Origin of the sequence: Spiroplasma apis B31 (assembly GCF_000500935.1) — a bacterium.
GTDB lineage: Bacteria > Bacillota_I > Bacilli_A > Mycoplasmatales > Mycoplasmataceae > Spiroplasma_A > Spiroplasma_A apis.
Genome location: NC_022998.1, coordinates 486982 through 512245, shown reverse-complemented (window position 1 = coordinate 512245; position 25264 = coordinate 486982). Strand labels below are relative to the sequence as shown.

Annotated in this window: 12 protein-coding genes and 1 CRISPR repeat array; all 12 genes read right to left on the bottom strand. The window is 26.1% G+C overall.

The genetic code is table 4. The features are described 5' to 3' along the window. Positions 1-28: 28 nt before the first annotated feature. The gene (locus tag SAPIS_RS05405) at positions 29-223 is read right to left on the bottom strand and encodes a hypothetical protein (RefSeq protein WP_327194847.1); all 195 of its coding nucleotides are present in this window, start codon (positions 221-223) and stop codon (positions 29-31) included. Between the two features lie 269 nt (positions 224-492). Further along, a complete protein-coding gene (locus SAPIS_RS02240) occupies positions 493-3315 on the bottom strand; it encodes a hypothetical protein (protein ID WP_023789214.1) in 2823 nt (940 codons plus the stop codon). Between the two features lie 822 nt (positions 3316-4137). Further along, positions 4138-5310 (bottom strand): hypothetical protein, encoded by a 1173-nt coding sequence (locus SAPIS_RS02235; protein ID WP_023789213.1) that lies wholly within the window; start codon positions 5308-5310, stop codon positions 4138-4140. Next, entirely contained in the window at positions 5310-5618 is a 309-nt protein-coding gene (gene cas2 / locus SAPIS_RS02230; RefSeq protein WP_023789212.1) for a CRISPR-associated endonuclease Cas2, read from the bottom strand. Before cas2 ends, SAPIS_RS02235 begins: the two co-directional genes overlap by 1 nt. Before the next feature lie 10 nt (positions 5619-5628). Next, positions 5629-6570: a type II CRISPR-associated endonuclease Cas1 gene (gene cas1 / locus SAPIS_RS02225; RefSeq protein ID WP_023789211.1), complete on the bottom strand. Its 942-nt coding sequence runs from the start codon at positions 6568-6570 to the stop codon at positions 5629-5631. A 228-nt stretch (positions 6571-6798) separates the two neighbouring features. Continuing rightward, a CRISPR array of direct repeats spans positions 6799-10397; the repeat unit is 36 nt; unit sequence GTCGTCTATTCCTTAGATATGTCAGATAACTAAAAC. A 6-nt stretch (positions 10398-10403) separates the two neighbouring features. Continuing rightward, positions 10404-13853, bottom strand: coding sequence for a type II CRISPR RNA-guided endonuclease Cas9 (gene cas9, locus SAPIS_RS02220; RefSeq protein WP_023789210.1), 3450 nt, complete (start codon positions 13851-13853; stop codon positions 10404-10406). A 434-nt stretch (positions 13854-14287) separates the two neighbouring features. Continuing rightward, a complete protein-coding gene (locus SAPIS_RS02215) occupies positions 14288-15724 on the bottom strand; it encodes a glycoside hydrolase family 1 protein (protein ID WP_023789209.1) in 1437 nt (478 codons plus the stop codon). Next, entirely contained in the window at positions 15711-18158 is a 2448-nt protein-coding gene (locus tag SAPIS_RS02210; RefSeq protein ID WP_023789208.1) for a glucose PTS transporter subunit IIA, read from the bottom strand. Before SAPIS_RS02210 ends, SAPIS_RS02215 begins: the two co-directional genes overlap by 14 nt. Before the next feature lie 279 nt (positions 18159-18437). Continuing rightward, positions 18438-20039 carry an APC family permease gene (locus SAPIS_RS02205; RefSeq protein WP_023789207.1) on the bottom strand — a complete coding sequence of 534 codons (1602 nt, stop codon included), beginning with the start codon at positions 20037-20039 and terminating at the stop codon, positions 18438-18440. A 311-nt stretch (positions 20040-20350) separates the two neighbouring features. Beyond that, positions 20351-22000 (bottom strand): amino acid permease, encoded by a 1650-nt coding sequence (locus tag SAPIS_RS02200; protein WP_023789205.1) that lies wholly within the window; start codon positions 21998-22000, stop codon positions 20351-20353. Between the two features lie 584 nt (positions 22001-22584). Beyond that, positions 22585-23403 carry a hypothetical protein gene (locus SAPIS_RS02195; protein ID WP_023789204.1) on the bottom strand — a complete coding sequence of 273 codons (819 nt, stop codon included), beginning with the start codon at positions 23401-23403 and terminating at the stop codon, positions 22585-22587. A gap of 108 nt (positions 23404-23511) precedes the next feature. Continuing rightward, the gene (locus SAPIS_RS02190) at positions 23512-25248 is read right to left on the bottom strand and encodes an ABC transporter (protein WP_023789202.1); all 1737 of its coding nucleotides are present in this window, start codon (positions 25246-25248) and stop codon (positions 23512-23514) included. Between the last annotated feature and the right edge of the window lie 16 nt (positions 25249-25264).

Below are 25264 nucleotides of genomic sequence, written 5' to 3'. Positions count from 1 at the left end.
CATAATGCTTTGCAAATATAAATGTATATTAATTTCCGTTATCAGAATGGATGGTAAGTTTTTTAGTTAGATCTTGTCTATGAAACGAAGCTTTCTCAAGTGTTTTTCTGTAAATATCTATGTCATTTTTTAAAGATACCTCATGACCTACTATGAATCCAGTGTTTGCGTCTTTCAAAACACTTAAATATGCAAATTTTTTATTGAAAGGTATATATGTAATATCTGTAACTTAAAGCTCATTTTTTGAATACAAAGATCAATTTCTATTAACATGATTAGGACCATAAGTTATTTTTTTGACTTCTTTTGGTTTTCTATACATCTTTTTTATTCTTATAACTGAATATAAATTGAATAATTTCATTATTCTAGCAACTTTAGATTGACTTACTACTATGCCTTGATTATTTAAAATGAGACAATATATTTTAAAATCTTTGAAATATATGCAACCATTTTTTTCTATAACTAGACAATATTATTTTTTGATTATTTTAAAGACAATCATTTGTTTTCCTTTAATTTAAACACTTCCATCCCAAGTTCACTTGTATCAAAAACTTCTTGAAAAAATACTTCTTTTTTATTATATTTTAATATTATTCATCTTCTTATTATATTACCAGTATTTCAACTTTCGCAATAACAAACATAATATTTAAAAAAATTCTTTTTTCTATCATTATTAGGTATTTTGAATCAAGTTTGTGAATCATCATCGAAAAAAACAGTCCCCTCTTTTGTCGATCAATTGATTCTTTTTTTGGTCAAGTGATTTGATGGAAAAAAAGTTTCTAATTCACCATTATAATTAATACAAATATCTTTATGATTTAAAAGTTCCGAAGAGAATATTGTTTCTGAATACAACTGAATTTGGAATATGAACTGTTCCTTTGAAAATTCTGATACTTCAAAAGTATCTATGTAACAATTATTTGTTACAACATCAGAGATATTTTGATGATAAAACTCCTTTTCGAACTTTATCTCTTTAAAAATGTAATATATTTTAAAACCCGTCTCTATCCTAACCTTATTTTTAAAGGCGTAAAATTTATTTTCTAATAAAAATTTAATGAAATTATTCGTAATCTTTCTAAATTTTTCTTTATCCAAAGGATAATATTTTATATTTCACATTTTTTCATCAGAAATTTTATTATCGCAAAAAATTAAATTGGAGCATATAAAAAAATTATTGTTTATCAATGGTCATTCAATTTTTAAGTTATTTTCTAAATATATATCAGAATAATATATTCTATTCTTTTTTGCGTCGCATTTTTTCTTTTTAAAATACTTTAAAATAATAAAATCTATTAATTCAATAACTTTTCAATCAAAACTATTATATATTTTTGTAGATGTTGTGTAATGGAGTTTAAAATAAGAATTAATTTGTACATTTCTTGGAAATGAAAATTTATCATTTATTAAATTCATAATTTCTTTTATCTCTTCACATGTATGGTATTCAGTTTGTTTGAAAAAATAACATAAAAATATATACGCATTTTGAATTAGGCTATTATTTATATTGATTAAATATTTTTTATCATGAATGTTTCCAAAGTTGTTATTTACAGGTGTATTTATTAAATCTAAGTGCAAAAAATAGTAATTATAAAAGACATATTTATATGTCAATGTTTTTTTATATTTACAAAATGTTTTTTTTAAGTAATATTTTAAAATATTTACATGACTGTTAGCTTTTTGAAATATCTTAATTCTTAGAAAAATATTGGCCCATTTAACAAAGGTTTTATAACAAGAAAATGAGTTAAATAATCTTTTATAAAATATGATTGCATCATTTTCAGATAAATTTAATATACGATTTGTAAAATAACTTATATAAAAAATTTCCATATTTCTGTCATTAAAATCTGTCAAATCAATAAAATTACATAGAATATTTTCAAACTTCATAATATTTATATTATCTATTAAAAATGTGATACATTTTTCATAATCTTCCCTTTCCAACTCAATACATTCATTTAAATCTTGAACGTTGAAGTTTGATATTAAAAAATAAAAAAAAGATATTTTATATTCATGATTCTTATTGAGTACTAGTTTTTTCCTTTTTTCCTTAAAAGAAAAAAGAAGCATAAGTTTATTCAAAATACTTTTATTAATTCTTTTTACTAGTAAGATATCATCGTCCTTATTTATAATAAATTCTATGTTAACTTCTTCCATTTTTTCAGATTTTAACAACAGAACAAAAGCTGTATATCATTCCTTCAATTCTACGTCATCCCTATATTCTTTATCATCCTTACATTTTCTCATATGCGTTAGTAACAATGGTAGGTATAACATTCTATCTTTTAAAACAAACTTTTCTTTTTCTTTTGCCACTATACTTCGAGAGTTAAAAAAAATTATTTCACTTTTATTTTTTTTAAAGAATTCTGATTTCTCATCAATACCATAGTAAAAAGTTTTAATATTATTTTTTAAAAAAGTTCAATAACTTTTTCAGTCTACACATTTCTCTCCTTCGAAGTAAAACTCAAAAAAATGCTCCAGAATATTTCTTCATATAAATATGAAGTGATCAGTATTTTTTTTGATTACAAATCCTTTATTAGATAATATAATTAATGAATGGATAAAGTAATTAATTTCTCTTAAAGACAGTAAATTAAAAGAAATAGTTTGAATTATCTTATAATATTTCTCATAATTACTTGGACTTATAAGAGTAGACACTCTATACATATAGTTACTTTCCAAAGAATTTTTAAATTCAATTGTTCCTATATTTAAATCAAGTTTTTTTATTTCCTTTTCGCAAACACCAGTAATTATAACTTTGATATTAATAGCTAAAAGATTTATTATGATTTTTTCAAAAATGCGTTTAAGAGAAAAATCAAATTCATTTATCCCATCAAAAATTACATATTTTAAATTATTGGTATTTATGTTTTCTTCCAAGTCTTTAATTTTTTCATAACTAAGATCTTTTAAATAATATGCTTCAATATCTTTATGATTGGCTGAGTTTTTTGTGAACATAGTTTTACCAGAGCCTCTACTACCATAGTAATAAATGCAATTAAAATTCAAAAAAATTTTAACATCTTTTTGATAGGGTTTATCAGTGTTTTTTGTTATCTCATCAATAGCATTTTCCTTATTTTTATTATCTTTGAAATTTATAATTGCTTTTTTATACTCATCAAATGTAAATATTTTCTTCATAGGATACTTTATATCACTTGCAAATAAATTAAAACTAAAAAAATCAATAACTGAGAAAATTTTATCTTTATTATTTAATAATTCATCCATATTTTAAAACTCCATTTTTAATTTTTTTTTATTATAAATGAATTTATTAACTTTTGTTTGTTGAATTAAAAAAATATATTTTTAAAGCATTCAACAAAATGATATAGCTAATAAACAAAAAGCTTTTTAGAAAACAATATATAACTTTAGACAGATATTATAAGTTGAATATATTAAACCTCATGAAACTCGTAAAAGAGAGGTTGTTAAAATGAGAAAAAAACTGATGTTATTAGAAGAACTACATTATGCACTTCATTATGCTAATGGCCACACATATAGAAAGCTAGACTATTGAAAAGTATAAGTCTTCATAACTTTATACATATAAATAATGTTAATGCAGGAAGTGAGCTAGTGAATAAATAACAAGGTTGAAGTTTGCTGGTTAAATTATTGAGTAAAAGATTGAATAAGCATATTTGTTACTATTTGCAAGAAAATTTATAGATTAAATTTACAAAGTAATTTCCCCAATATAAAAAACTACATAAATAATGAGTAAATTTATAACATTTTATTTTTTTATTTATACTCATTATTAAATGTATTTAAAACAAAAAATAATCAAATATAAATTATTAGGATGGTATATTTTATAAAATTCTGTTTATATTTAAATAAAAATTTAAAACTTTAAATTTTATATGAAAAAACAACTATGATATTTTTATTACGTTGACGATGTAATAAAACACATTTATAAAATAACATAATAGGTTTGTATAAATTAAAAAGATTATAGAGAACTTATTAAAAATTGTTGTTTGAAATAAAAATTTGAATTAATTTAAAAACATCTTATGTAGTTAACAAATATATTTAGTAGTTTTCTATCAATGCTTTCAATTTAATATTTTCTATATTTCAATCAATCTTTTTTGAGAGTTCCAACTCAAAAGATAAAACAAAAAGGAAAACAATATCTTTGTAGTTAATATTTAAAGTTAACGCTTTGTGATCAACATTTCAGTTACTTACATCTTTACTTTCAATTACAACAATTTTTCTAAAGATATGAGTCATATATAAGTAATGTTCAATTCTCTTCTTGTAGTAACTATATTCAAAATGTAAGTCATCATTATTAATCAAACTAGTAATTTGTTGTTTGTATATTATTAAATCTGTGCTTTTAGATTCAATAAATGAATAGCAAACTGCTATGTTTTTGAAAATACTTTTTAACTTTTTTAAATTGATAATCTTTGAGTTAGATATAAAGTTTATTGATCGTAAATCAGGGTTGAATAATTTTAAGGTAAAAGAACTGTTAACGGTAATAATAACATTAATATTGTATTTACCAATCCATTCTAATATAGTTGCGCTAAGTTTTAAAATATTATTATCATCTGCACAAGCATCGGGAAGATCTAATAATAAAAATATTGGTCGTTCTTTATCATTGAAATCAATCTCTAAAAACAAGATCTCTAATATCAACATTCTTATAGTAAATCTGCTATATGATTTCTCATCAACTTCTTTAGATTCATCTTCTTTATATAAATAAACTTTTAATAATTTATCAATAAGGCTATCTATTGCTTTGGTATCAATATTGAACTTAACAGATAATTTTTCATCTAAATCAAACATTTCTTTGAACTCTAATGAATTAATAACCTCTTCTAAATCATTGTAAAAAGTATTTAGTCGGTTTTGAAAATTCTCATTATCTTGTTGCATTATTATGTGGCTATTGATTTTCTTCAAAATACAATTACGTAAAAGATTAGATTTTGTTAGTTTTAATTCATTTTGTAAATCAAATAGTTCTTTTAAAAAAACACATTGATATCTAGCAACACACGAGCTTGAGGAATTAAATGAAAGTTTGTATATTTCTTTACCTTTAAGACCTTCATAGATTTCATGTAATAATAGGCTTTTTTTAGAGTTATTAGTACCATATAAATATGCTATATTATTATGAAAATTTATTGTGGTTTTTCCAAAAAAGTTACTATTAAGTACTAAGTTAGTTTCCACTATAATTCCAATATAAAATCAATGTTTTGATTTTCTTCTTGAAAAGTCTTGCTACCCACTAAAATTTTCATATCTTTATATTGTTTTTCTGTTATACCTATCATTCTAACGTCTCCTTTTTTAGGCTTAAAGTTTTCAATCTTTTTTTGATAGATTAACATTTGATCATAATTTATACATAACTTTACATATATAGAAAATTGAATCATATAGAAACCATTTTGAATTAATATTCTTCTAAACTTAGTGTATTCTTTATTTTCACCTTTAGTTGTATTAGGTAAATCATAAAACACAAATAATCTCATTTGTCGAAACCTACTCATACTCATAGATGTCATCTACTTTTTCTTCATAATATATTATTGTAGGAAGCTTAAGTTTTAGAGAACTTGTTGTTTTTAAAACTGTTACATAACTTCTAACCATTATATCAATTGCATTTGTAATAGTTTGAAACTTACCATCAACTGATACAAATTGATTAAGTAAGTTGATTAATTCTAGTCTTTTATTATAACTAATGTTCTCCCCTTCTAAACCATCAAGATTTTTAATTACTCATAAATCAACAAGTGGTCTAAACGGTTCCAATAAATCATAAGATAAGTTTCAATTATTAGTTTTACCAATATGAAAGATACCTAGAAAACATAGTAATCCGTATTTAACCAAGGTTCTAGATATTGCAGAAGCTAAAATTGTGTAGCCGTAATTTAAAGTTTTGTTTATGATATCATCACTAAATCTAATAAAATTACTTCCATATAACTCTCTAAAAAAGACTTTAGCAGCAAGTCCTTCTCTATTGGTTGTATCGTTTAATTTGACTGTTTTTTGAAAGTTCGATACCATTTCGATTGATCTATCACTACAACCAATCATGACCATAACATTCAAAGAATTTTCGATCTTTTTTTCAATTATTTGTTTTCATATTATTTTTTTATATTCTGAATTAATGCTTATTTGCTTTTCTATAATAGCTAATGGTTTTCAATGATTGTGATATGAGAGCATAATTCCGTTAGGTTCATAACTATCATTACAAACAACTAGAAACACATTATTATCTAATAATTTAGAAATAAGTTGTGTAGAAATTAATGTGTAATTATTTTCTAATATTACACAGTTAATATCACTTAATGAGAATGTTAATGATTTGTCAGATTCCTGTTTAGTATTTTCTATTTTTAATAAATTATTTTTAAGCGATAATTTATCATACTTATTTATAATTATTGTTTTCCAAGACAAAACGTTATTCCTTTCCTATATACATAAATATAAGTTCATTTTATGTAATAAAAAAGTAAAAGACCATACCACTATAGTTTGAAAATGTTAGTTTTCAAACTATATTTCCAAATAACCTAACAAAATTAGTAAAATTTTAAAGGTAATTTTGTAGGGTTTTTTAGTCCTTATGTATTAGATATGTCAGATAACTAAAACAATCTCCAACTCCTTGTTACTCTCAATCTTGTCGTCTATTCCTTAGATATGTCAGATAACTAAAACATTATTTGTTTCGTAATTATTTAAATCTAAGTCGTCTATTCCTTAGATATGTCAGATAACTAAAACTATAGGTTGTATAAGATACTTGATCTTGTTGTCGTCTATTCCTTAGATATGTCAGATAACTAAAACAACCCCTAACATGATGTAAAAATGCTTATTGCGTCGTCTATTCCTTAGATATGTCAGATAACTAAAACGTTGTCGGGGAAATAGGTATATATTGGTCCGTCGTCTATTCCTTAGATATGTCAGATAACTAAAACTCAAATAGATGCGGATACTTTGTTTTCACTGTCGTCTATTCCTTAGATATGTCAGATAACTAAAACTAGATTGGATTTTTTATTGAACGAAAATGTGTCGTCTATTCCTTAGATATGTCAGATAACTAAAACTGACCAATAAAAATATTAGTTAATGAAAAAGTCGTCTATTCCTTAGATATGTCAGATAACTAAAACAGAAATGGAAAGGTTTTAAAATGAAAAAAAGTCGTCTATTCCTTAGATATGTCAGATAACTAAAACCTTATAGGTAAAAAATATGTATGTCAATACGTCGTCTATTCCTTAGATATGTCAGATAACTAAAACCCCGTACCTTGGTCAAAGCCTTCAGCAAGTGTCGTCTATTCCTTAGATATGTCAGATAACTAAAACAAAGTTGTGGTTGTTCAAAAGCTATGAACCGTCGTCTATTCCTTAGATATGTCAGATAACTAAAACAATTACCTCTAATAAAAGTTTTTCAATGACGTCGTCTATTCCTTAGATATGTCAGATAACTAAAACTTTGTACTTGATCGTAGGGTCTGTGTTTTGGTCGTCTATTCCTTAGATATGTCAGATAACTAAAACTTGAATGCCATATGATAAGACTTTTGTTGAGTCGTCTATTCCTTAGATATGTCAGATAACTAAAACACTAATTTCCATTTCGTTGTACATAAAATCGTCGTCTATTCCTTAGATATGTCAGATAACTAAAACAAATGAAGACTTATAACGAACAATTTACGAGTCGTCTATTCCTTAGATATGTCAGATAACTAAAACCAACCAATAAAAATATTAGTTAATGAAAAAGTCGTCTATTCCTTAGATATGTCAGATAACTAAAACAAAAGAGTTCGTTGAGAAACTAACTATTGAGTCGTCTATTCCTTAGATATGTCAGATAACTAAAACTCTATTAGTTGTACTATTTTTAATAGGTTCGTCGTCTATTCCTTAGATATGTCAGATAACTAAAACCCATCTTTAGCTAAGAAATATAACTTATTAGTCGTCTATTCCTTAGATATGTCAGATAACTAAAACGAAAGACTTGAAGGTTGACGAAAAAAACTTGTCGTCTATTCCTTAGATATGTCAGATAACTAAAACTATGGGAAAAATATTGCGTTTTAAATACTGGTCGTCTATTCCTTAGATATGTCAGATAACTAAAACCAAGACCAATGCTCAAATTCAATGTTTTTGGTCGTCTATTCCTTAGATATGTCAGATAACTAAAACTATAATTTCAATTTTTACTATTTCTTTATTGTCGTCTATTCCTTAGATATGTCAGATAACTAAAACTAAACTCCCCTTTCAATCAGGATCTCCCATGTCGTCTATTCCTTAGATATGTCAGATAACTAAAACAATGTGGTAAGTGTGACGGATGAAATAGATGTCGTCTATTCCTTAGATATGTCAGATAACTAAAACTAGATTGAATTTTTTATTGAACGAAATCGTGTCGTCTATTCCTTAGATATGTCAGATAACTAAAACTCAAATATGATTATTAATTTCAATTTTAATGTCGTCTATTCCTTAGATATGTCAGATAACTAAAACACTCCTTTGTTTTAAGTCTCTCGGACTGATGTCGTCTATTCCTTAGATATGTCAGATAACTAAAACACTACTGATAATGATGATTCCGAAGTTGTCGTCGTCTATTCCTTAGATATGTCAGATAACTAAAACTTATGAACAAGTAATTATGTATTGAAAAAAAGTCGTCTATTCCTTAGATATGTCAGATAACTAAAACCTAGTTTACAAATTAGTAGTTTAAAGATAAGTCGTCTATTCCTTAGATATGTCAGATAACTAAAACCTTTTCCGTCTGCATTGTATTCATATTTTGTCGTCTATTCCTTAGATATGTCAGATAACTAAAACGGTTGTGAAACATTGTTTACATCTATTGAGGTCGTCTATTCCTTAGATATGTCAGATAACTAAAACACTTTTAACAATCTTGTCGATCAAGAATATGTCGTCTATTCCTTAGATATGTCAGATAACTAAAACTGAACGAAATCGTACACGAGAAAAAAAAGTCGTCTATTCCTTAGATATGTCAGATAACTAAAACTGAACGAAATCGTACACGAGAAAAAAAAGTCGTCTATTCCTTAGATATGTCAGATAACTAAAACGGCTTGTAGAATGCTAATAATAACCTTTTTGTCGTCTATTCCTTAGATATGTCAGATAACTAAAACCAACTAATAAAAATATTAGTTATTGAAAAAGTCGTCTATTCCTTAGATATGTCAGATAACTAAAACATAGGACGTGACATTTCTTTTCCCTTTTCAGTCGTCTATTCCTTAGATATGTCAGATAACTAAAACTACAACGATTATGTCTATGATGACAAAATCGTCGTCTATTCCTTAGATATGTCAGATAACTAAAACACACCTTCAATTGGTTTTTTTAAAACAGGTGTCGTCTATTCCTTAGATATGTCAGATAACTAAAACTACTAACGGACAAGTTTTCATTATAAAAATGGTCGTCTATTCCTTAGATATGTCAGATAACTAAAACTTGGTACAAGCAAGCGAGTATTACAATAATGTCGTCTATTCCTTAGATATGTCAGATAACTAAAACAAGGCGCATTTTATTATTTTTGTAATTATCGTCGTCTATTCCTTAGATATGTCAGATAACTAAAACAAAAGTTACGATAGCAAATATCTTAAGTTTGTCGTCTATTCCTTAGATATGTCAGATAACTAAAACATAATAATTGTCAATATTTTTTAAAGTTATGTCGTCTATTCCTTAGATATGTCAGATAACTAAAACTGTTATAATATAACTATTGAAATACATTTCGTCGTCTATTCCTTAGATATGTCAGATAACTAAAACTTCAACTTGCAAATCCTTTATCGGCAAAATGTCGTCTATTCCTTAGATATGTCAGATAACTAAAACTAATGATAGGTACTTTGTTTATAAAAATAGGTCGTCTATTCCTTAGATATGTCAGATAACTAAAACTCTAGAGTGTCGTACTCGTCTTGTGATACTGTCGTCTATTCCTTAGATATGTCAGATAACTAAAACAAGGTACACATACATTGTTAATTGGTAAAGGTCGTCTATTCCTTAGATATGTCAGATAACTAAAACTTTATCATAAAATGTAACGTCTCGTTGTTTGTCGTCTATTCCTTAGATATGTCAGATAACTAAAACTAGATCTGTTTGAGAATATTTAGAGCGATTGTCGTCTATTCCTTAGATATGTCAGATAACTAAAACCTCAAATTATGCTTTACCTAAAATATCTATTGTTATTATCTTAATTTCTTTTAAAATATTTGATAATGAGTCATAACAGTTTTGTGTACCGAATATCTCTTTATTTTTGTGTAACGTTGAAATATATGTAGTATTTATTTTTGTTGCACAAATTTGTGCTCCCATTTTAGATTTAAACACTTTGTACTCATAATTGTCGTCTTTATTCTTATAGAATACTGTGTCATTTTGTCTCAAAATCAGCTCATTATCTCTTAGTTTTAGAATGTTTTTATTTTTAAATATATCTATTTTTTTAATCCATCTAGGTTTATTAATACCTTCTTTGTCTATTATAACTCCATAATAAACATTAGTTTCTCAGAGGTTTCCATGTCTATCAATGTGAAATTGATCTTTGTTGGAATCTTTTAATAATTTTTTTGCAGCCATTTTTTCACTTGATGTAACAGATCCAGAAACTTTATGATTTACTTTATAGGAAACAAAAGGATAATGGATATCTCCAGCAACATTAGCATTCTTTAAAGTTTCAATATATTCTTGTGGATGTTTAACCTTTACAAATACAGGTCTTTTAACTTTTATTTCTTTTTTAAAGTCTTTTTCATTTAAAATTGATAACTCGTTAAGATTTTTGAAATTTCTCTTCAGTTCTTTTTCAGTTAATTTTACTGTATCAACATCAACTTTAACTGATAGTTCAATCGGCATTCTTAAATCAATTAATTTATCTAAATTTTTTACTAAAGGAAACATCTTAATTGCTTGGCAATCTGAATTTATAAAATCATCAATTCTCTCAATTGGCTTTGAAATTTGAAACTGTCACTGATAACCACTATTATCATGTCACTTACTACATATTTCTTTAACGTTATTATGATATTGTTCTAAAGAAATGTTTTTATATTTAAAACTTTTAAATTCATTTTCAATAGCTATCAAGTCAGAAGCAAAATCAACACTTCCTTGGTTTTTAAACTGTGATAATACTATCGCATCAACAGCATGATGAAATGGTGTTATATCACGAACTTTTATATCTAATCCTCATGGAGAAAAGCGTAACCATTTTCTTCTAAATCTTGAGGTGACAACCCCTTTAATCATTAACACATTAGATTTGTATTCTTTATTTTCTTTCTTATATTTATGAATTAAATTATTTTTAAGTCAATTAGCAAAATACCTAGCAATATAAGAATTATCTACTAAATTTCTAGAAGAAAATTTATTTTGATCAATATCTAAAACTGATTTAATTAATAGGTTTTCATACTTATTTCAAGTGATATTACCCTTACGATATAAATCAAGACAATTTTTTTTATAGCTATTTATAATATCTGGATTTTCAGCATTGAAATATTCTAATGGGGTACGATTTTTTTTAAGTTGATTCTCTGTTGTGTAAACTAGCACTTTATTATCAAATGAATCATCTGGAAACTTCGAAATCGGTAATATATGATCGACTTCAAGTTCATGTGAGTTTAATTGTTCTATTTTAATATCTCTAAGTGAGTACAAACATTTTTTATCTTGAGCTAATCATAGCTTATATTTCAATATTGAGGTTGTGTTTGCTACAATACCAATTTTTTCAAGTTCAGATTTTATTACTTCATTTTTAGCTCTTGAATCAAGATTTTTTTTGTTCAACTCATTTCTGACTTCACCAGACTTACCAAGTTCACGAGATGTTTCCACATTTATTTTTTCAAAATCATTATACTTCCTGAAAAGTGCTTTTAATACTTTTCTAGCTTCATTGATTGCTCTGAAAACTACTGGATTTCTTACCAAATCTCCATCAACAATAGGTTGTAAGAACTTCTTGATGTTTAAGTCTGTATACTCATTTGCTTTTGCTTTTAATTCATCTTGATATACACCAGCGATTTCACCTTCAAGGAAGTGTTTTATTACCATTAACATTGCCTTTTTACAAAGATTACTTGTTGTAGTTACTTTTGAAGGAGTTAAAAGTAATTGATTTATATTTTCGTCGTTAATTGTTACATTATTATCGCTTGCTCATTTTTTTATGTTACTTTTTCTCAACTCTGGAGTTATATTCTTATTTAAAATATCCCCTAAATCATCTATTATATTTGAGTCTAAATTATCAATATTTAATTCTTTTAGTTTTTCCATTCCAAAAACTTTGATGAATCTTTTGGTAAATCCAAATAAATCAGTTTTTTTAGCATTATCTAATGCCTTTAAGTTTTTTAAATCTTCTGATTTGACACCAAAATCAGTTTTTAAAACACTTTCAATTTGCTTTTTATTATTTGAAATAAATTTTTCATCGGTTAAAGCTAAGTTGAATAGTTTATTATGAAAGTCTTTTATTGTTTGTTTATTCTCTAAAAAAGAAGAAAACTTAGAGACTTCAACTGCCATTTGATATAAATCAAAAATTATACTTGACTTAATATATCTTTTTTCATTAGGAAAAAATGTACAATTTCCTACTAATTCAGTAAATGGTTTATATAATTTATATGCCCTTAAAGAATCTCTTAATGCAATATAATGATTATTTTTGTCTTTAATGTTTGATAATTTTTGTTTAATTAATTCAATGTTTTCTGCTCGAGAGATATTTTTAGGTCCAAAACCATCCTCAAAGAATCTTTGTCTTAATATAGTATCCATGATTTTATCAATAATTTCATTGTTTAGTTGAGGATAATACTCTGCTTGTTTATTTAAAATAAGTTCTAGTTCGTATTTATATGCCGCTCTTGGAAAAAGAAATCTATATTGACTATCTTTATTACGAACATTTAACAAATTTTTATTTTTTTCAATCCTTGTAGAACTTTCTTCATCAATGAAAGCTTCTGCAATTGTTTTTTTACAAGTTTTTGTGGCTATATCGTAACCTATTAATTTTCTAGCAATTATAATTGAATTTGCATAATCTTCTTTTTCATTGATTTCAGCATCATCTTTTAATTCTGATTTATCTTCACCTTTTTCTGGATCAAATAAGTTTTCAAAACCTCTATTTTTGGCGATGTGTACAAGCGCAATAGTTAGTTCTTCACTACTTAATTTTTCCTTTAACCCTTTTTTTCTAATAACATATGGATTAAAGTATTTCTTTTCATCATATACAATTTTATTTGTTGGTTTTAATGAAGAAATAGAAAAATTGAAAGTTTTTTCGTATAAATTCTCATTAATAATATCCGAATCTATCAATATTTTTTTCAATAACTTTATTCTAGCTTTTTTTCTTCTTTTTAATCTTCTTGAACTACGAAATCCTCTTCTTTCAGCAGCTAAAGATGTTTTATCTTTTGGATTTTCAGGTACTTCAAATAATCTAACACCAAAATCATCTAATCAAGGTTCTATAGCATTCTCATCATCATAACCTGTGACAGCTCACCCTACTGATGAAATACCAAGATCAAGACCTAATATATATTTTTTCATTTTTTCATCCTTTTTTACTTTCAAAAATATTTTATCAAACTTATATAAATTTGTTTTGAAAATAAAAAAAAGAGCAGGTTTAGGGATGCTCAACCCTTCACTAAGAAGTTTATCTTAGTTTCTGACATATCTAAGCAATAGACGACTAGTTGCCTGACAAAAATATAATAACATAAAATATAAATTTTTTATAATTTTTTAAAAAATATTTAAATACTTCTTAAAAAATGTATTATTTAACGAGTTACCCCTTTAATTATATAAAATATCGAGTTTTTTAAAATCGTGTATTTAAAGATAATTAATCAAAGAGATAAAAAAATCAGAAACTGAACACAGAACAAGTTTAAATATAAGTTATAAAGCCAATAAAAAACAAGAAGTTAATAATACTCCTTGTTTTTTAACATAACTAATGCTTCAAAGCAATATTGTTATTCCAAAGATTCTATGAATTTTTTAAATCAATAAAAACTTTCTTTTTTATATCTTTTTTTTGTTCCCTTACCATAATCATCTTGATCGACATAAATGAGACCATAACGCTTAGACATCTCATTACTTCCACTAGATATTATATCGATTGGAGTTCATGTAGTATAACCAAATACATTAACACCATCTTCAATAGCAAAACTTATTTGTTCTAAATGTGACTTTAAATATTCAATTCTTTCATTATCAATTACTTTTAATTCATCATTTAGTTTATCATTAAGACCAATTCCATTTTCTGCAATGAATAATGGTAGTTGATATCTATCTCATAGATCATTTAATGTAGTTCTTAAACCAACAGGATCAATTTGTCAACCTCATTCACTTTCTTGCAAAAAAGGATTTTTTCCCATTTTTACTAAATTAGCTTCTACTTTAGATGTATTTTCAGTTGAGTTAACTCCACTCATATAATAGCTGAATGAGATGAAATCTATTTTGTATTTACTTATTATTTCCATATCTTCATTTGTATAATTTATTTTAATATTATTTAATTCTCAATATTTGAGAATATAAGATGGGTAGTACCCTTTCGTAAATACATCATAATAAAAGTATACTTTTGTTTGTTGGTCTTGAAGATTTAAGAAGACATTCTCTGGCTTGCAATTTAACGGATAACATGTGAATTGAGCAAGCATACAACCAAATTTAAAATTCTTATCAATTTCTCTACCAATTTTAATAGCTTTTGCATTAGCAACAAATTGATTGTGTAACGCTTGATAGCAACTTTCTAATACATTCACTTCTTTATCAACTATTATACCGACACTGACCCAACTTGAAAATATCGCAGCGTTAATTTCATTAAAAGGAATTCAATATTTTACATAATCTTTATATTCATTAAAAACAACTTTTGCATATTCTAGATAAATATCAATTAATTTAGGATTTTTTCACCCTCCATATTTTTCTACTAATATGTAAGGTAAGTCAAAATGAGATATTGTGACTAATGGTTCTATGTTATATTTTTTACACTCTTCAAAAACCCTTTTATAGAAGTTTAAACCTTCTTGGCAAATAACACCATCATCACAATTTGGAATAATCCTGGCTCAAGAAAGTGACATTCTAAATGTATTCATACCCATTTCGCTAAATAGTTTTATATCTTCTTTATAGTTGTTGTAAAAATCAACACCCATTCTTTTAGGAAAATATAAATCTTGTTCATTTTCGATTGCGTAATTGATTTTTTCGCTTGTTACTTCTTTAGAATCTGTAATATTTTTTCGATTCTTAATATCTTCAAAATATTTTAAATCAGCCACAGTCAAAGATTTACCATCTTTGTTGTACTCTCCTTCAAGTTGAGGTGCAGCAGTTGCACCACCCCATAAGAAGTTCTTAGGAAATTTCATTATTAACCTTCTTTCTTTGGAAACTTAAAGTATCATCTTTTCTTTGATTGATTTCAAAGTAAATATCTAATGAATGTACAGCATTATAATAATTATTTTTTATCAGATCTATTTTTTTATCATACTTTATTTTACTTTCTACAATGTTATTGATTTTTTCTAAAATTGTACTTTGTAAAGTTTTAAGCTTATTTTTACTTTTTAAATAAAGCTCATTTAGTTTCTCTTTTTTCTCTGTTAGTATGATCATTTTTTTATTATTTTCTGTTTTAACTATATTATTTTCAACTCGTTTTATACTCATTAACTTATTTTTGCTTTTTAAAGCAACTATTTTTTCATTTAACTTAACTAACTTTTCATTTTGTTCATCTTTTATTTGTGAAATCTTGGCTTCAAAGTGTGAGTTATTTTTGAATACTTTTTCAATATCTTTAAATTGATGTTTTTCATCTTTTGAAAATTTTAAATTATTATTTAAGTTTTTTAATAATTCTTTTTTTTCTTCAAGTGAAATATAGTTATTTTTAAATAAATATTTTGTAAATCTTTTATTAACTTTATTAATAGATTTGTTTTCTTTTTCTCTTTCTACAAAGAATAAGAAAGTAAATAGATAGGCAGAACCAATTGAAATAAATGACCCTAACACAAAGAGACCAATTTGATAGGCTCCACCAGGTAGAAATCTTGTTACTCCTAATACACCCATTCCTCCTGCAACAGTTGCATTAATTCCAAGCAATCCAGTTGTTAAACCACCAATTGCTGCTCCTAGACACCCAGTTAAGAATGGAGTTACTCTTGGTAAAGTAATACCATAAATGATTGGTTCGGTAATACCAACAATTGCTGAAGGTATTGAAGAGTAAGCAATCTCTTTAGTTTTATAATTATTTGTACTATTACCAACATAAATTACAGCACCAAGTTGTCCACAAACTCCAAACACTGACACCGCATAAAGTGGACTTGGTAAGTTTTGTATAATGGCCATAATAACTGGAACATGAGTTCCAGTTAATACAAGAGGTTGTCATAACATAGCGAATAACATTGTTCCAATACCATAAGGGATGTTACCCAATCATTTTACAGCAACACCAATCAATCCCTCAATAACACCAAGGATCGGTCCTAAAACAAACATAATTGAAACCATAACAATTAAAAATGCTATACCTGTTCTGAAACAAATATCTATTGAAGTTGGCATTCAAGATTTAACTCATTTGTCTATGTAAACATATAATGCTCCTGCAACAATTTGAGGAATTATTGAATTGTAATAACCACCTAGCTTAATTTTAATAAAACTTCATTCTATTAAAGTGAAGTTTACTCCTCACATCAAATAAGGACTAGCTACCGCAACACCAATTAGGGCTCCAACAATTACATTTCCTTTTAAATATTTCACTGTGCTAATACATAGAAATATTCCTAACATTCCAATCCCTACTTCTGCGATTATATAAATGAATGCTGAAAAAAGATGTGCATTTTTCATTTGATCATAATTTTTTATATCATCAATAAGATTCGATTGTATTAAAATAGCCTTTAGTGCCATCAATAATCCTGCTGCTAAGATAATTGGTATTGTAGGTACAATAACACCACTTATAAATCCTAGTGCTCTATCTTTAAATTTCTTTTTGTTATTATTTTTAGTTTCAAATATGGTCTCTTTATTCATTATTTTTTGTACTTCTTCGTTTACTTTATAAACATCTCCACCAATTATAATTTGTAACTCTTGACCACTTCAGTTTATTCCCTTTACTAAGGGAAGTTTTTTTAACTTGTCTTCATTAACCAATTTTTTATCAATGATACTAAATCTTAATCTTGTCATGCAATTGTAACAGTTTTGAAAGTTTTTTACTGTTCCAACAGCCTCATAAACTTTTTGGGCAGCTACTTTAAATTTACTTTCTTTGACAATTAATTTATCATCATTTTTTTTAGTCTTATTTATCGTTAATATTCCTATTTCCTCACCATGCTTTACATAACCTGTTTTTGTTAACTCAAATTCCAAATCATCATCGTTATCAAAGACAACAATAGTTTCAGTAGACAATTTCTCTTTTTGAATCATCTTATAATCCACATCAATTAAGGGTTCTTTATAATTAAAAGTATCATCAACTTTTTTCAAATACTTGAAAGGTTTTCCTTCTAATCTTACAGTGTCGATACCAATATGTATCATTGCTTTTAATCCAGAAATTGTTTCTAGAAACACTGCATGCTTAGTATCAAAAATCATCTTAATCTTGGATTCTTGAAAAATACTATATATAAAGTTATTTTCGGGTTCGACCAAAAATCCATCACCAAGCATTTTATCAGCGAAAGTTTTATCTATACATTTATCAATTGATTTGATAGTCCCGTCAACCGGGGCAAAGATTTTAATTTTATCCATGCTTTTTTCCTCCTGTATTTATATAATGCGGCTTGAAAACTATTTTTGATAGTGAAAATGATCAATAACTAAATGGTTTCCAAAAGAGAAAGTAGTTGGATACTTTTGATGTCTAAACTATCAAAATATTAAATTATCCTTCTTAATTTGAATAATCGAGTTTGTAGTTTTATATAAAAACACTTGATAATATAAAAATCTACTAACTTAACATTTACGTCAAATTAGTAGGTTTAGTTTTTATCCTTATTTAAATTGATTTAGTTTTTATATTTTCTTTTACTTTTCTTCTTTTGTAATATTGGATGTCATAATTTCATTAATCTCAGTATTATTTAAACTTAGTTTTTTATTTTTTCTTTGAACATTTAAGTATCACATCAACATTGCAAATCCCATAAAAATAACTAAGCCACCAACCGAAAGTAATAAACTAGTTAAAGAAGTGACTCAATCACTTTTTCATGACACTGGTGAAGGAATTGCTCCAAATATTATTGCTATTATAATAACCATTAAGGATATTGAGGTTATTGTGATCGCAATATATTTATTTTTAAAGAATTTAGTAGTTCTTTCTGTATCTTCCAATTTTCATCTTAATTTTATATACGATATAAAAAAGAATAAAAATGGAAAAACCGACATAGTTGTAGTTGTTTGAGTTATCAAAGTCAAGAAATTAGAAGAACCTTTTCCAATAGCTCCAGTTGTAGTAACTCCAACAATTAATAAAATAATTGTTACAACAATTGCTTGCGCAATAATTCCATTAGTAGGAATTCCTGCTTTATTAGTTTTTTGTGCTCATTTTCCCATTACACCTTCTGGTATTTCTGAAAAGAAAACTTTAACTGGTCCTACAGTTCAAAAGAACAGAGCTCCTAATCCATTTAATGCTGTTACTAATGCAACAACTCTGATTATTATTGTTCCACCAATTGAATCAAAAGGTAAATTAAACATATATGAAAATACGTAATAATAAGTATTTGAAAGACCTCATTTAGTAATTAATCCTTGTTCAATTACAAGACTTAATGCTAATCCTCCACAAACCATTAAGAAAATAACAATCAACATTCCAATCAATGTTGATATTTTGAAAGCTTTTGGACCTTTTTTAGTATCTCTCATAAATACAGCCATTGTTTCAATCCCATTATAAGAAATCATAATTCAAGGAAAAGCTGACATAAATCCTCATCAGTCACCATCAAAACCTCAAGAACTCATTGGATTTAAATGTTCTTTATTAAAAGAACTTGGTACTTGTCCATTTTTGAATACTGGTAATGCTACAAATAAACATAAAACAATAAACACTACTCCCAACATTAGTGAAGCAGTTCCACCAATGTTGGTAATGATTCCGATCCAACGTGCTCCTTTTTTTGCAATAAATGAACCTGTTCAAAAAATAACAATGGCGATACAAGCTAATAAGATAGCTGATACTCGACTAGCATTATTTTCGTCCATTCCATTTTCATTTAATTTTAAAGCCAACAAGTCAAAACCATTTGTTCCTGTAATAACAAAACTAATTGCTATAACAGTAAATGGTGCCAAGGTAGCAAAGTAAAATAGGTTTGTAAAAAATGACGATCAACTTGCTAAGAACCCACATTTTTTACCAAGGATTAGGGAACAATAACTCCCTAATCCTGCTTCAGCATTTTTTAATTTTTTGATACTTGCAAATTCAGAAGATATGAATACTATTGGAATTGCATAAACAATTCCCCCTACTAAAAATAGTAACATTGATAATAAACCAAACTGAACTTGATTGTTGATAATATTTCTTAAAGCGAAAACTGTCGCAAATACCATAAATATAATGGTGAGTTTCGACAAGGTTTTTTTACGCTCGTTCATGATATTTTCCTCCTTTAAAAATAAAAAAATATAAATTTTATTTGAATAAAATTTATATTTCCATAATATTTGAAAACTGTAACTCTACACAAAGTGTCTGTTACATTATTATTAATAATATTATTTAAGATAACTATAAAAGGTTTCACAATAAATACTATGAAAACTTATCTTAGTTAAACTACAGATATATAAATTTAAGTTTTTGATTTTTGATTTACACTTTATCTTCTTATCAGTTATCATAGTATTCACCTCCAAATTTTTTTGCAACTCTATGAGTATAACACTTCAAATTTAATTATTTTAATTTAATTACTATTTAATTTACTATAGAAACTTTTGTTTTTGTTTTTATAATTCTCGATCGCTTCTAAACGATTATAAGATTTACCTCAATTTTTAGGATTTATTTTTAATATAAAATCATTTTCATCTATGTTAGCTTTTGAAATTCTCAACTCATTTATTAAGAATATTATTAACAACAATGTTGTAAAGATAATAACAAATATTGGTTGTAATATTTGACCAACATCATCTGATCATAATTTTTTAAAGATATCATAATAAATGTATATCAAAAATAAACTCATAATACTTGAAGCTATAACATTATAATAAACACTACCTCTGACATTTAAAACATCATCAACTTTTTTGGTCTTATGATTAACAAGCGCTGCCACCATCAAAGTTAAATAAGTTGTAAAAGCAATAACAACTGCTGAGTCAGATATTTTGTCAATCAAGAATGTTACTGCTTGACCAACATAATAATATTCGCTGAGTTTATTAGTTCTATCAAGTGAGTTTCGATAAACTAGTCATGAAGTTGTTGTGATAATGACTAATGTTAATGAAATAATAATAGCATTTATATAACCGCTCAACTTATGCGAAATCATTGCTTTACCTTGTTTGTAATATATTAATTGCGGACCATTATTGTCAGTTGTGCTAGATAAGTTTATTACTCCAAAACTAGTGAATCCAGCAACTGATCCTAGCACAACTACTGCAATTAGTAACTTACAAAATAATGCTCAATCTTTAGGAATAATTGCTGATATCAATGAAAATGAATCTGCATCCAATGTTCCAAAATATAATGAAACTGCAAATAAGATATTTACCATTACCACTAAAATAACACCAACAACTTGTCCAGCAACTAACATTTTTTTATGTTTGATTTCTTTTTCAATACTAGAACCATACATAAATCCATCTAGTTCAAATAAAAGCATTGGTATAACAAGAATAAAATAACTAAATTTTCATTGTGTAGTATTTGCTTCATTGAAAGCTGTTGTACTTAAATGGAACTTTGCATAAAAACCTAATCCGATGACAAAAACTAGTGGTAAAAACTTTAAGTTGTTAAAAAATATATGTAAATATTTAAATCATCCGTTTGAAGCATGAGCATTTGATATACACATGAAAAAGATAATTAATACCGCTATAAATATTATTAAGAAGGCTTCTGTATCTGGATTGATTCAAGCTTCATTATTGTGGTAATCATCAATTACTCTAAAAATATAGTAAGAAACTGTTATAGCCATTAGACCAACATAAACAGGAACATATATTATTGAATAAAAGAGCGAGAATAAACTTCCTGTTCTTCTTCCAATAAAAGTCTCTGCAAAACATGTATGCGTATGATACCTATTTTTTGCACTAGTTCCTAACTCAATAAATACAAACACCATTGAAATACCAATAAACGCCATTAATCCTAAAATAATTAAAACAATATATGGGTTATGTGCTGCTAACAATGCCTGTTTACTTTTTAGATAAACTCCAACACCAATTGAATTTCCAAAGACTATTGAGAATACTCTTCAAAAATCAAAAGCTGCAGAGTTTCGACTTTTTTTGTTGATAATTTGATTTTGCATATTTCCAGTAGGATCAATCCTCTGGTTTTCTGCATTTATACTCTTCATTTAATTCTCCTCGTTTTCTATTTGATAAAAAAATATAAAAAAAATATAAATTTAATTTTTTCTTAATTAAATTTATATTTACTTCTGTATTAAGGTGGTTTAATTATTAAATATTAATTGACAACCTTTTCAAAACTGTTTTCATCATTACACGCAAAATAATTCAAAAAACGTACCAAAAGTAAATACTTTGTGTTTCTTAAATGCCATAAACTTATTTTTAATGATGTTATATTTACGCATAACTTGATCTCCGTTTCTAATAATTTTTTTATCTCTTTAATCAGTAGATAAATTAAACTCATTGTCTCTTTTATAAAGTTATAAATGAATTTTTAAAGTTAGTACATTCTTAAACATTAGTTTTAAGTAAAGCTTTGTATTAAATACAAATAAATTTTTTTCTAATAAAGTACTAACTTTATTATCTTTTTTCATTATACACTATCTGATAAAATTAATTGATTAAGTTGTAGTAATTTTAATTTATAAAATTATTTTTATAAATAAAAAACAACCTTGAAGAAATGATTAGAATAATAATTAAATTAATTCATTTCTTTAAAAGGTTGTTTAGTTTTTTATTATCTTCTTCCTTTTTTATTATTTTTAGTTTCAATACCTCTAACTTTTTTCATAGCATAGTTTAAATCTTTGAATTTCTCTTCTAGTTGAATTGCTTCATCCCATAAAGGGTTAATTGCCTCACGTTTTTGGCTTTCTTTTTTAGCTTGTTCTGCAACTTGTGCAGGATTAGCACCTTGTTCAATTTTAACTGCTTGTTCCATTGTAAGGTATGGATCTTCAGGTCTTACACCTTTATTAACTAATGAAGCTATTTGCATTCTAATTTGTGAGCTAGATAATTTTTTATCTTTAAAATCAACTTGTCATTGAACTGGACTTTTGTCTTCAAATTTATATGGTTCTTTTATTATTGCATATAACATATTAACAAATTTTTCAAATCCAGATTCACCTTTTCAAAAACTTGCTTCATCATTCAAGACTAGTTGTCCTCCATTAATCAAATCATATTTTGAGTAATGCATTTCAAATACTTTTGAAGATCAATCAGATTCTGGTATTAAATAAAAATTAGTAAATAAAGTACAGTTGAAGATATGATTATCAAATTCATAAATAGAGAAGTTGAATCTATCAACAGTTGTTGTATCAATTGAAACATTGAAGTTTTTAACATCAACAACTTTTGTTAATCATTGTAGAACTGCTTGTGCATACTTTAGTACAAACTTAAGTTTTTGACTTGAATAAATCAATGTTTTTCATCTTGTAAAATTAAAGTCATACTCTGATTCTTTTCTTGTTGAGGCTAAATTAAAATCCAAGTTTGCATCAACAAATTCTTGAATAGGTAAATAAATCATTTCTCTTCTCATTACTTCTTCCCCTTATAAGTTACTAAGCTTATTATATCACAAAAATACCAACTCTTAGTTACCAATTACCAAACGGCTTAGGGGATAGGTTTCAAATAAATGATGTTATTAAACCTCAGTGCTGTCGTTTCTACTCATGATGTCGTTATCTGATTCATTAGGTTTTTTTACATCAGTGTAACCTTTTTTCTTAAATCATTTGAATTGTTTTTCTCATGGATGACTTTCATTTATGTGTTTTTTCAATTCTTGATTATATTCTAATTGTTTGATGTTATGTCATTTATAAAGTTTTAAAAAGCCTAACTTAGTGAAGAAGTTGTTTTTATATTCTTCCATTCCTAAAATATCCAAAGCATTGGTTATTTGTTTTCCTTTGTAAGTACCAAAACAAATCTCCCTATTTCTTTTAATTGCTCCATAAATTCCTAAGGTTATAAAAAATAACAAAAATAAGCTCAAGAAACCAGCTTGTTTTAGTAAGTACAAGGTATCTATAATGTTAAATCCATTCTCACTAATACTAAAGAAAATAGCTCCAAATCCACTAATAGAATAACTAAATATTGCGAAATGACTTAAAAAATGGAAGATACCAAATTGCAAGATTGCAGGGAAAGTTCCTCAACCACTCGAAATGTTCATAACCATATATACTATGACCATAAATCTCCCAACCGTCTCGTCTCTAAAACTAAATCATAATGCTTGAACACAAATAACTATTATCAATTCTATGAATAACATTCATAATCAAGTTGATAATAAGGCACTTGAACCGATTATATTAAATGGTGACAAAGATAATGTTGCTAAAAGTAAAGTCGCTTGTAAAACGCCAGTCAAATACATAAGTAGTGTTTTTGAAAAATATCATTGGATCGCATTTGCTTTGATAAATCTTTTTGCACGATCATAAATGAAAGTTTGTACAAAGGCACCAACAAATAGTCCAAGAGTTATAAATAATTGACCTAAACCAATTCCATAATATCCCTCTTTAGAACCACCACTTTGAGTGTCAATGAAACTATCTAACTTTAATTTATCAGCTATTTCACTTCATTGAGGAAATAATCCACTAAACTCACGTAATGTTTGTATCAATATCCCTGCCATAAGTGCATCTTTATTTTTTAATATATTTTCAAAAAAGTAACCTACAACATAATTCCTTTCGAAAGTTGTGTATAACTTAAGTTTTTCTGTTGTAAAATCCTTTAATTGAATAGAGTGCGATAATATTTCATAAAGTTCTTTTAATAAATGTGCAGAGAAATTCTCAGGTACATAAACTTGCACAAAATCGGATTTGTTTTTATATTCTTTTTTTGCTTTTTCACCTTGCAAGTAGCTGAAATTATTAAATGTAATATTTGATAGATTTTTTGTTGACCATTTTGTTTCTTCTTTATTTTTGTAATTCGCATCATTTGGTTTAAATACACCGTTTTTAATTAAAGTATCAAAAAGACTTGTTTCACTGGTGAGTTTATCATCATACATGTAAGTAATATTTTCATTAGTTGTATTTAAATAAAGATTATCATTATCCTTAGCTTTTACTATTTCATCTTTTGTTTTGAATACTTTACCATTTTTATCAACTAAAACACCATATTTTTTAGCAGCTAAATTCTTATAGGTAAAGTATGTTCCTTCGTTATCCAAAAAAGAAGCTGGTACTCTTCCTAAATTTGCCATTGGATTTCAAAATGCCATAATTAAAACAAAGGCATATAAAAAAGGTACTATTAGTACACCAAAGAATTTAATTATTCTTTTTGGTGATGATAATACCCGTGTTTGTATTTCAATTGATAAACTTTTAAATAAATTTCTCATAAAACCCTCTAAACTT